The 11,235-nt window shown below is 49.2% G+C and carries 11 protein-coding genes; 5 read left to right on the forward strand and 6 right to left on the reverse strand.

The window, feature by feature from the left end; translation table 11 throughout:
* The 3 genes from HRU21_06675 to HRU21_06685 form a co-directional block, all read left to right on the forward strand.
* On the forward strand, positions 1-827 hold an 827-nt coding region (locus HRU21_06675; GenBank protein ID NRA41979.1), incomplete at its 5' end, for a TolC family protein.
* Positions 820-1,425, forward strand: coding sequence for an OmpA family protein (locus HRU21_06680; protein ID NRA41980.1), 606 nt, complete (start codon positions 820-822; stop codon positions 1,423-1,425). The genes HRU21_06675 and HRU21_06680, both read left to right, overlap by 8 nt.
* Before the next feature lie 11 nt (positions 1,426-1,436).
* On the forward strand, positions 1,437-2,399 hold the full coding sequence (locus HRU21_06685; protein ID NRA41981.1) for a substrate-binding domain-containing protein: 963 nt from the start codon (positions 1,437-1,439) through the stop codon (positions 2,397-2,399).
* Between the two features lie 44 nt (positions 2,400-2,443).
* On the opposite strand, the gene HRU21_06690 is transcribed toward HRU21_06685, so the two are convergent.
* From HRU21_06690 to HRU21_06705, 4 genes are all read right to left on the reverse strand, one after another.
* Positions 2,444-3,781: a DEAD/DEAH box helicase gene (locus tag HRU21_06690; protein NRA41982.1), complete on the reverse strand. Its 1,338-nt coding sequence runs from the start codon at positions 3,779-3,781 to the stop codon at positions 2,444-2,446.
* Between the two features lie 131 nt (positions 3,782-3,912).
* Positions 3,913-4,539 carry a nucleotidyltransferase family protein gene (locus HRU21_06695; GenBank protein NRA41983.1) on the reverse strand — a complete coding sequence of 209 codons (627 nt, stop codon included), beginning with the start codon at positions 4,537-4,539 and terminating at the stop codon, positions 3,913-3,915.
* A complete protein-coding gene (locus tag HRU21_06700; protein NRA41984.1) occupies positions 4,536-6,755 on the reverse strand; it encodes a xanthine dehydrogenase family protein molybdopterin-binding subunit in 2,220 nt (739 codons plus the stop codon). The genes HRU21_06695 and HRU21_06700 overlap by 4 nt, the downstream gene beginning before the upstream one ends.
* Positions 6,752-7,267, reverse strand: a complete 516-nt coding sequence (locus tag HRU21_06705; protein ID NRA41985.1) for a (2Fe-2S)-binding protein — start codon at positions 7,265-7,267, stop codon at positions 6,752-6,754. Before HRU21_06705 ends, HRU21_06700 begins: the two co-directional genes overlap by 4 nt.
* Positions 7,268-7,370: 103 nt before the next feature.
* Between HRU21_06705 and HRU21_06710 the strand changes: the two genes are divergently transcribed.
* Positions 7,371-8,375: an XdhC family protein gene (locus tag HRU21_06710; GenBank protein NRA41986.1), complete on the forward strand. Its 1,005-nt coding sequence runs from the start codon at positions 7,371-7,373 to the stop codon at positions 8,373-8,375.
* Positions 8,376-8,471: 96 nt separating this feature from the next.
* Positions 8,472-9,650 (forward strand): helix-turn-helix transcriptional regulator, encoded by a 1,179-nt coding sequence (locus HRU21_06715; GenBank protein ID NRA41987.1) that lies wholly within the window; start codon positions 8,472-8,474, stop codon positions 9,648-9,650.
* 48 nt (positions 9,651-9,698) lie between these two features.
* On the opposite strand, the gene HRU21_06720 is transcribed toward HRU21_06715, so the two are convergent.
* Together HRU21_06720 and HRU21_06725 are read right to left on the reverse strand one after the other, a co-directional pair.
* The gene (locus HRU21_06720; GenBank protein ID NRA41988.1) at positions 9,699-10,118 is read right to left on the reverse strand and encodes a DUF2721 domain-containing protein; all 420 of its coding nucleotides are present in this window, start codon (positions 10,116-10,118) and stop codon (positions 9,699-9,701) included.
* A 158-nt stretch (positions 10,119-10,276) separates the two neighbouring features.
* The coding region (locus HRU21_06725) for a malate dehydrogenase (protein ID NRA41989.1) at positions 10,277-11,235 on the reverse strand (959 nt) is incomplete at its 5' end.

The raw sequence follows: 11,235 nt of genomic DNA on the forward strand, positions 1-11,235 counted from the left end.
ATGAAACAAAGGCCAAGGTGCAAAAAGGCCTCAGCAGCAAAGCAGATTTGGCGCAGGTGGTGTCACGTTATTCATCATCACAGTCGGCGTTGTTAATTGCGCGTCGCCAGTTATTTGATTTACAGGCGCAGTTTTACAGTACCGTAGGTATGAATGGCGAAAATCTGGTATCACCGATTATTGATCAAGCACTGCTGCCGTCCACTTTGGAAGAAGTGATTCAGCAATCACAGACCAATCATCCAGAGTTGCTGTCGGCAAATGCTGATATCGAGGCAGTGAAGCAGGAGTTTCGCGCGTCTAAATCTGAATATTGGCCAACCATTAGCATCGATGCCGAAGTGCATGAAAACGACAATATTGGCGGTTTTGACGGCCGGGACAATGGCTCCAGCATCGCACTGAACATGCGCTACAATTTATTTAATGGTCTTAGAACGACGAATGCGTCTAAAGCCTCTGGCTGGCGCTTTCAGGAAGCACATGCAATAAAAGATCAGGCTACGATTCAAGTGATTGAACAGGCCAAGCTATCTTGGAATGCCGCCACGCTGCTCCGTCAGCAAGAGGATATCTTGCAGGTGAATGTCGATGCTGCCATTGCTACCGATGACGGCTACCGCAAGCAATTCGAGATCGGCAGGCGAACCTTGCTCGATGTGTTAGACGCAAAGATTGAAGTCTACCGTGCGCGGCAAAATTATCTGAATACCCGTTATGATCGTATCTTGTCTGAATATCGCCTGGCTAACGCCATGGGTGTGCTGATGTATGCCTTACGAGTGGACTATCCTGAGCAATGGAAGCAGGACGACGCTGATGAATAAACTATATGTAGCCTTGCTTGCAGCCCTGCTAATTTCTGCATGTACCGAGATTCCGGATACAGCGGTTGACCATTATCAATTTGATGATATCAGTGATGACGATGCTGATGGCGTGATTAATGCGAGAGATATTTGTCGTCGAACGCCTGCGCGTGTGCAGGTTGATAATCAAGGCTGTACCGATTGGGATGTTCGAGAGAAAATTGATTATATTCAGTTTTACTTCGCCTTCGACAGTGACCAAGTGACGCCCGATGGCCAGCAAGGCTTAAAGCTACTAGCGTCAAAGCTTAAACAAAATCCAGACTTTGCCATCACCGTGATTGGTGATACCAGCCCTGAGGGCTCGATTGCCTATAATCTTGATTTGGCGCACCGTCGCGCAGACGCAGTGAGCAATGTATTGTTAGCCAATGGGGTTGCGCCAAATAAAATTGATACCCACTACTTTACCGAGACGATTCCCTTAGTCAGCGATTATTTATCAGATCGTGAGCATCGTGTGGTGGCCTTATTGCATTCACCCGATTACACGCATAAACCGAAGTGGAATATCTTTACCACGGAAGACAAGTTAAAAGCGAAGGCGAGAAAATAATGCGTCACTGTTTGAAATTATGGATTGCCGTTATCTGTGTCGCTGTCAGTTCGCTGTCTATCGCAGCCGACACAGAAGCGACATCAGAAAAGCTTTTTGTCGCGGTATGGGCGCCCAATATTGAAACTGAAGAAGTATATCAGTTTGTCGTACAGGACTTTCAAAATCGCTATCCTGACGCAGCATTTACCCCAGTCATATATCGTACCAGTGATGTGCTCGCGGCTATGTTATCGGGCTTTGCCGACATTGGTATTACCAGTAGTCAGTGGTCTGATAAAGAGATTACTCTGCTGCAGCAAAAATATGGCCAGCAGCCATTAGAGCTCACGATAGCGGCAGATGCACTCGCTATCGTCAAGCATCCTGATAATCCGCTAGCGTCGTTATCCTTAGATGCGCTTCGCGCGATTTTTTACCCGCAGTCAGCAGGCTGTAGCACGCTAACGATTGAAAGCTGGTCGCAGCTTGGTATCACCGATTTAGATGATGATCAGCAAGATTTACCCGTGCTCGCATACAGCTATAAGACCGACGCTCGTATTTATAAAAGTCTGGCTGAGCTGCTGTGTGCGGATGCGATCTCGGCAAATGAATTAAGCGATCAAGCGGCGGCGCTGAAGCAAGTGGCGAAGCAGGTCAATGCACTGAGCTATGTTAATATGAACGATCTCGCTGACGTTGACAGTGAGCATTTGCTGGCGATTGATGACGAGGGTGGTGTGCCGGTGATGCCGCGAGCTGACACCGTATTTTCTTCCCAGTATCCGCTCGCCGAAGTGTATTATCTGCAGCTGGCGCCGTTTTCCTTAGATAAGCCTGCGGTAAAACAGTATGTCGATTATTTGCTCGACGCCGACACGCAGGCGGTGATTGCCAGTAAAGGCTTTACACCTTTGCCCGCGCCGATCATGTTGCGCAATCAGGTAAAACTGCAGCAGGCTAGCCCAATCTTTAGCAATGGTTACCGTTAGTTCGCCATAATTTTTGCTAGCTACTTTCCTAAGTAGATTTACAACTACTTTCGCCGTCGCACACTGCCAAAGCCATCACCGCTGGTGACCATGCTATTGCGTGCAGTCTGCTGACGTTTTTGCTGCGTGCTTGCTGAGCTTTTACCTTTCGTTTTGCTTTTGGCAGGACTTTTGGCCTTAGCTTTCTGCTTGCTGCCGACAGCTTTACCAGAGCGCTTTGTTTTTTTCGGCCCTTGGTAATTAGCTGCCAGGCCATCAAGTGTGATGCGCTTCGCTTTGCAGCCCAGATAGCGTTCAATGCTTGAATATTTATTGTATTCCTGAGCCGCAATGAGACTGACCGCTAGGCCAGATTGTCCTGCCCTGCCGGTGCGACCAATACGATGGGTATGGTCATCGCCACTATGCGCTACGCTATAGTTGATCACCTGCTCAACATGATCGATGTCTAAGCCCCTTGCCGCTACATCGGTGGCCACTAACGCCTGAAGATGGCCTTGACGAAATTGATGCATTACCTGCTTGCGCTCAGACTGCGCTATCTCAGAATGAATAATGCCAATCTTGAATTTTTTATAGCTGAGAAAATTTCCGAGCTGCTGACATTGAGCACGGGTATTACAAAATATAAAGCTGCTGGCTTTGTCAGACAGCTGCAGCTGCTGTGTTAGCAGTGCCAAGGTCAGCTGTTGTTTGTGCTTATCATCGTCGGCAAAAACAAGCTGCTGTTGAATCGCGGGATTAACGGTGCGGGCTTGATCAAGATTAATGGCTAATGGATTCTGAAACCAGGCTTGAATCCTATGCATGCCTTTTTGTTTTAATGTGGCCGAAAATAATAGGTTTTGCCGTTCGGGCTTTGCCAGTGAGGCAATTCTTGTCAGGTCTTCGCTGAAGCCCATCTTTAACATCTGATCGGCTTCGTCGAGCACTAAATATTCCAGGTCCTGCAGTTCGGCACTGCCCTTGTCCAGGTGCTCAACTAAACGACCAGGCGTGGCAATTAAAATCTCTGGGTTCTTGCGCAGCTTGGCCACCTGATGTTTGAAAGCTTCTCCACCAATCACGACATCGGCTTTGATATAGGTGAAGCTGGCTAAGCTTGAAAAAACCCGTTGAATCTGCAGCGCCAGTTCGCGTGTCGGTACGAGCACTAAGCCACGTGTGGCGCTGCGGGGAGCGGATTGCTGTAACATATGCTGCAGCATCGGCAGCAGGTAGGCCGCAGTTTTACCACTGCCAGTTTCGGCACAGGCTAAAACATCGCGACCGGCAAGGGCGGGTGTGATGCACTGATGTTGGATAGGGGTAAAGTGGCTATAGCCTAAATCGCTTAATGCCCGCACAAGGCGCGAATCAAGCTCAAGCGCGTCTATGGCGATTTCTGCCCCACCAGCCTTAGAAATTTGGAGATTATCATGGCTGCTCGCGGAATGAGTATCAGGGCTAGAATCAGAACTAGAGTCAGAATTAGGGGGTTGCAAAACAGGGCCTCGCTGAGTTGAACGCTAGTTTACCTGAATTTATCGTTGAGAGCAGCCAGTGCGGCGGGCGTATCGATATCGCAGTAAATGCCTTCATCATCAACGGTCAAAAACTCAAGCCTTGTCGGCAACTGCTGAAGGCAAGACTTGCCGCCTCGCTCACCTGACAGCATCGAGAATTGACGAATAAACTCGCCTTTAATCGCAATGGGGTGGCCCCAGCGGTTTTGCTGGTATTGTTTCGGTACCACGGCAGCATAAGGGCTGAGGCGAATCGCATCGGCAATTTGGCGAAAGGTCGAGGCTTGAATCAACGGCATATCGGCAAGACATATCATCAGTGGCTGTTGGGACAATAAATCCCCTTGTTGTTGCAGCATGCCGATGGCGGCAGCGATCGTGCTGCCCATGCCTTGCTTGACCTCATTCGCCGGTAATTCGAGGACTAAGATATCCGGGAAGTCACTGCGCAGCTGCGCAGCTATGGTATCGCCTTCGCCTAGGGCGACAGCGATGGGCAACTGGCTTTGTTGCAGCTGGCAGAGACAATGATAGATCAGCGGCTGCTGTAAAAACAGGCCTAGCCGCTTATCGCTGCTGCCGAATCGTGATGAGCTGCCTGCCGCAAGTACTAGGGCCAGGCAATCTTCGTTCATGTCAGCGATAAGTTCAGCGGCAGTCGGCGCTGGCGAACTTGACTGGCGGCAAATAAGGCATTGCTGAGGGCGGCGGCAATGGGCGGCACTGAGATTTCGCCGACGCCCGTAGGGTCTTCCAGGCTGTCAATCAGCGCTACGCTGATGTCCGGTGACTCATCCATGCGCAATACGGGCATATCGTGAAAATTAGAGCCCAACACTTTACCATCGTCAATGCTTACAGCCGGTTTTAGCGCCGCGGTTAAGCCATAGATGATGCCGCCAACCAGTTGCTCTTCGACAATCTCGGGGTTGATCACTAAGCCAACATCGGCTACGCAATATACATGCTGAATTTTTACTTTTTGCTCAACCACAGCTAATTCAACCACTTGCGCAACATGTGATAAGAACGAGCTGTGACAGGCTACACCAAGAAATACGCCGGCTTTGCTTTGATCCCAATTGGCCAGTTGCCGCACCTTGGCAAGGCATTGCTGCAGCCGAGGTGAACCGTTCAGTTGTTGTAAGCGAAACTGCAGCGGGTCTTGACCGGCAAGATGTGCCATCTCATCCATCATGCTTTCTTTGACAAAGCCGTTGTAACTATGAGCTACCGAACGCCAAAAGCCAGTAGGAATGCCGCTATCATAGAAGTTAATACCAATTTCTCGTTCAGCCACATCGTATTCAGGGTTGGCACCTTCGGCCATCGAGACATCGTAGTCATAAACTACTTTTGATACGCCTCGCCCAAGGCTGCGTGCAATTTTTGATGGTAGCCAACTCGGCAGCAGCGCCGAAAACATATCCACACCAAAGCCATTTAATATACTGTTAGACACCAAGTCATGCTTCCACGCGCTAAGCTTACCATCGTCAGCCAAGGCTGCCGACAGCCGATGCACACTTGCAGGGCGGTAGTAGTCATGTTGCATGTCGTCTTCACGTGACCACTGGGTGCGAATATTTTGATTGGGGAAGGCTTTTGCAATGGCCGCGGCTTCGCCAGAAAAATCAACATAGCCACGACGGCCAAAGCCACCACCCAGAAATGTGGTATGCACCGTGATGTGCTCTTGATCGATAGCCGCGAAATGACTGGCCACTGCTCTTGAAATGTCAGGACTTTGGCTGGGTGTCCACAGGCTTAGTTTGCCACTTGAGGCGTCATAATAGGCGGTGGCATTTTGCGGCTCCATTGGGCTGTGATGAAAATAACCCACCTGGTACTCAACATCAACAAGGCGCTGTGTGGGCTCAGCGGCAGCAAGGCGGCTGCGGGTGTGCTCGGTTTGCTCAGTATGAAAGCCACTTTCTTGCTGTTGATTGAGTATCTGCCACTGCGCGGCTTCAATGCTGGCGTTACTGGTGCCAGCCAATGGGCCTTTGTTCCAGCGAATGCTTGGCGTAATCGCATTGGCCGCCTGTCTAGCCTGCCAATAATCATTGGCTACCACTGCCAGCCCCGAGTGAATTGGCGTTATACCTACAAGATCGGTAAAACTTGCTACCAGGCTTTCATCCCACGCTTCAAGTGAGCCACCAAAATGAGGGCAGCGAATTACTACTGCGGTTTTTAGCTCAGGCAGGTCTACGTCAACGCCGAAAACGGCATCCGTATGGATCTTTGCTTCGGTATCAACACGGCGTCTTTGTTTGCCAATATAGCGATATTGATCGCTAGGTTTTAAACTGACGTCTTTGGGAGGGCTAAGCGTTTTGGCACTACTGACCAACTCACCGTAGCTGAGCTTTTGCTTACTGGCAGGGTCAATCACCCAGCCATTGTCGGTAATAAGCTGTTGCTGCGGCAGCTGCAGCTGCTGACTAGCAGCTGTTAATAGCATCTGTCTGGCGCTGGCGGCTGCATGACGCAGCGGATACCAACCAACCTTGATACTGGTGCTGCCGCCGGTGAGCTGCAGCGCGAAATCACTGTTGCGAAACTGTGGGTGGTTGCCGGCAAATTCAACGGTNAGAGCTTCTGGATCGAGATCCAATTCTTCACCGATCAGGGTTGCAAGCCCAGTAGCAACGCCTTGACCCATTTCCACTTTGTCACATTGAAAAATCACCTCGCCGTTGGGCATAATTTGCAGCCAGGCATTCGGTCGAAAACTGCCTGGCCTAAGATTAGGCACAGTCGGCTCGGGTTTAAGGCTAAAGCCTAGCACTAAGCCGCTGCCGGCAATCGCCGAGCCCAGCAAAAATTTGCGTCGACTTAGCTTCATGGTGCACTCCCCGATTGCGCCAGTGGCTCAAATATTTGTACCCCATCGGATTGTATAGCTTGTTGCGTGCGCTTAATGGCGCGCATGATTTTTGGGTATGTGCCGCAACGGCAAATATTGCCAGCCATAAACTGTTTGATTTGTTGCTCGTCAGCATCCGGCGTTTGGCGCAATAAACTGCAGGCCGACATCATCTGGCCTGACTGACAGTAACCGCACTGCGGAACTTGCTCAGCAATCCAGGCTTGTTTAATCGGATGATCGGCGGCCAAACCCTCGATTGTGGTAATGGCTTGGTTTTGCACAAACTGTACCGGCATTACGCAGGAGCGTATAGCGTTGCCATCTAATAACACCGTACAGGCACCGCACTGCGCCAGGCCGCAGCCAAATTTCGTGCCGCGCAGCTTGAGGTGGTCGCGAAGTGCCCATAATAGCGGGGTTTCTGGGTCGATATTCAGCTGCATGGCTTGGCCATTTATATTCAGCTTAATGACGGTTTTGTCAGCCATAAAATTCTTGTATTCCAGTTAAGCAATAGCATAATTACGTACAATATTATAAATTCAGCCAATAGCAATTACCTGCGATTTCTCGCATTTTTGCCAAGATGTCATGTCGAACCATAGTTATCAAGTTATCCGCGACTACTTGCAGCATTACGCCACTTATCAGCCTGGCTGCGTGATGGCCTTGTTGTTTTCCAAGTCTGGCAATAGTTATCGCCAGACCGGCGCGATTAAAATAGTCGCGGCTGATGGGCAGGCCTTTGGTGGGCTTAGTGGCGGTTGCCTAGAGCAAACTATCGTCCGCGAGGCGCATAAAGCCTCGCTTCGCAACCAGCCGCATATTGCCGAGTTTGATACCCGAGACCCAGATGACGCCTTTGCCCAGTTTCAATCAGGCTGCCAAGGCCAGGTGCAAATTTTGATGATGCCGCTGAGTGAGTCGCTGTATCAGTGCTTGTGGCAGGCCGATCAGCAATTAAAGCTTGGGCAGAGCCTGTGTTTACGATTATCGCTATCCGATCCAGATACGGTATCACTGCAGGCAGCACCTGCTTCCATGCAGCAGCGCTGTATTGTCACGCAGCAGGATCAGCAAAAACTTGCCTTATTTCGTATTGACCCGGCCAAGCGACTGCTGTTGATTGGCGCTGGATATGACACGGTGCCATTGGTATCGATGGCTTTGACGCTAGGCTGGCAGATCGCTGTGTGGGACGATAGATTGCATTACGGTATGCATGAAGTTTTTAAAAAGGTGTCTTTTTATAAAAAATCGTTGCAAGAAACCCTGCAAAATAGCGAGTTTGCGGCTTTTATTCGCTCAGCAGATGCGGCAGTATTAGCTTCGCACCATTTAGCAAAGGATGTTGACTGGCTGGTGATGCTTTCAGAGTATCAGCCCGATTACCTTGCTATGGTCGGCCCTAGAGCTAGAAAAGAATGGGTATTATCACTTTGTAATGAGCAAGTTGATCAATCTCGTCTAAACTGGTTGGGTCAGTCATTGCAATCACCGGCAGGCCTAGACATTGGTGGCGACACTCCTGAGTCTGTGGCGCTGTCAATCTTAGCTGAGGCCCATGCAGCGGTTTATAGAAGTAATGTGCAGTAAACTAATAATGCGATAAGCAAAAAATAATATGTTGTAACAGTCTTTGTCAGTCTTACATTTGCCCAATGTGAGTCACGAACGAAGCAAGGAGTCACTATGTCAGCCGCACTGCAGGCACATGAAGATGGTAGAAGCCTGCATCAAACCTATCCAAAACTGAATCATACGATTCAGATGCTGTATCACTGTGCTTTAGAGCATGATTTCCCGCAGCCTTTTCTTGCCGAGCTGTGCAAAAACTTTGATATTCGCAGCTGTATTGCCGTAATTGCTGATTTTGAATCATTAGAGATGAAGGCAGTGTGGCACTTTGGCAGTGACGATGAAGCCGGCGATATTATTAACGATCATATTTACTTACATGACCCCTTAGTTGCTAAGGTAATGACGTCGGCAGCAGCCAAGTTTTATTCGACCAGTATTGATATTCCCGAGTGGAAGGCGATCGCGCCACAAATTGTGCTAGATTGGACTGCCAGACGCGGCGTCGAGCACGCCGCAGCGGTGCGTATCCCACTGGCTGATGGTTTGGGAATGGGCCTTTTTTTACAGCGCAGTGATGCGCAGGGCGGTTTTGAAGCGATTGATATTGATGCCTTAAATTTATTAGTGCCGCATATGCAAGAGGCGATGTTTATCCATCAACAGTACAGCCGTGCCAAGCAGGCGGCTATTGAGGTACCTGCAATTATTGATAGCCTGCCGATACCGTCATTTATGGTAAATCATTGTTTTGATATTACGCTTTACAATAAACAGCTAGAGCAGTGGATGCAGCAGTCTGGCCTGGCTCAGGTTCAGGGCAATCAATTTGTACTGCGTGATCTCGAAAAAAATAACGAACTGTTCTACGAATTATCGAAACTGGTGATTGATCTTAATCAGTCAAATTTAAAGACAGCGCAAGAAAAAGTCATGCACTGGCATGTTGATGAGCAAAACATTACCTTTGTGATGCGGCCATTAATTAAACACACCGAGAATGGCGAGGTAGTGAAGGGCGCAATTTGTTTCTTACACCATGCGCACAGCTCGGCCAGCCTGTCGCGTAACGCGCTGCGAGAGATTTTCCATCTGTCAGAACGTGAAAGTGAAATTTGTGAGCTGATGGTCGAAGGTTACGATACCAATTCGATTGGCAATATGATGCATATGTCAGTGCATACGGTGCGCGACACGATGAAGAAACGGATTTTCAAAAAGTGTGGCTGTCACTCGCAAAACGAGTTGATCGCACTATTACTCAGCAGCCCAGCGGCTTTTCTGCCTCGCTAGGCTGATTTGCTGCGCTAGCCGGCGACGCTTTATAAACAGTCTAAACCGTTAACTATTATTCGACATTCTTAGCCACTTGGTGGCTAAGAATATCTCTGCCTGCAGCAACAGCAATCCAACCACCAATGCCAGTAAGGTGGCAATAAACAAACTGGCCAATAACGCTGGCGCATCATGAGCAGTAAAATGCAGAACAAATAGGCTAATCACCACTAAGCAGTTCAGCGTGGCGGCAAAGGTGCACAAGCTAATAGAGACATTGGTAAACGTAGCTCGGCGCATTAAAATATCGATTTCTTGCTGTTCATGTACAGATAATTGCTGCTGTGAATGCAGCTCACGACTTCGGTCAACAATGCGTGCTAATCGATGCGCCATGACATTTAAGAACGCACCAATCCCGGCTAATAAGAATACCGGCGCTACGGCAAGTTGAATGATGTGTGCAACATCGTTACCGTTGATCATGATTGCTCCTCAAATCGGTTTTAAGCTGCGCAGTAAGACAAGACTTTGCTCAAGCCTGCTCGCGGTCTATGCTAGCTTATTGATAATAAAAGCCCTGCCGCGTTTTTCAAAACAAAAAAGCCTGCAGATGCAGGCTTTTTTCGATCAAAACACTGCTTTTAGCAGTCGTCTGTTGAGTGCAGCGGGTAATGGCTTGGATAAGGCTGCGTTGCCACACCTGAGTCAATTGCAGCTTGGGCAACGGCGGCAGATACTGCACCTAACAGTCGCTCATCCATAGGCTTGGGAATAATGTAATCAGGACCAAAGCTAAGGCTGTCGACATCGCAGGCATCTAATACTTTCTGCGGCACCGGCTGTTTGGCTAAATCTTTGATCGCATTAACGGCGGCAACTTTCATGGCCTCGTTGATGGTTTTCGCTCGCACATCTAAGGCGCCGCGGAAGATAAATGGAAAGCCCAGTACATTGTTCACCTGATTAGGATAATCAGAGCGACCTGTCGCCATAATCAAATCGCTGCGGGTTTGATGGGCTAAAGCAGGTGAAATTTCTGGATCTGGATTTGAACAGGCAAAAATTATCGGCTTCGGCGCCATTTTATTCAGCACTTCAGGCGATAATAGATTCGCACCGGATAAGCCAACAAATACATCAGCATCGGTACAGGCGTCCTCAAGCGTGCGCTTGTCGGTAGCATTGGCAAATTCAGCTTTATATTCATTGATGCCATCGCGGCCTTGGTGAATGACACCCATGCGATCGAGCATAAAAATATTTTCGCGCTGCACGCCACAGCTCACTAGGATGCGCATGCAGGCAATCGCGGCGGCACCTGCGCCTAAGCAGACGATTTTGGCAGTGGCTATATCTTTGCCTTGGATCTCCAGCGCATTCAGCATGCCGGCGGCTGTTACAATTGCAGTGCCGTGCTGGTCATCATGAAAAATCGGAATTTCGCAGGCCTCAATCAGGGCTTTTTCAATAACAAAACATTCTGGCGCCTTGATATCTTCAAGATTGATGCCGCCCCAGGTATTGGCAATAAGTTTGACCGTATTGATGAATTCGTCGGTGTCTTCGGTTTCTACTTCAATATCAACCGAGTCAATACCTG

The sequence above is a fragment of the Pseudomonadales bacterium genome, from assembly GCA_013215025.1.
Classification (GTDB): domain Bacteria; phylum Pseudomonadota; class Gammaproteobacteria; order Pseudomonadales; family DT-91; genus DT-91.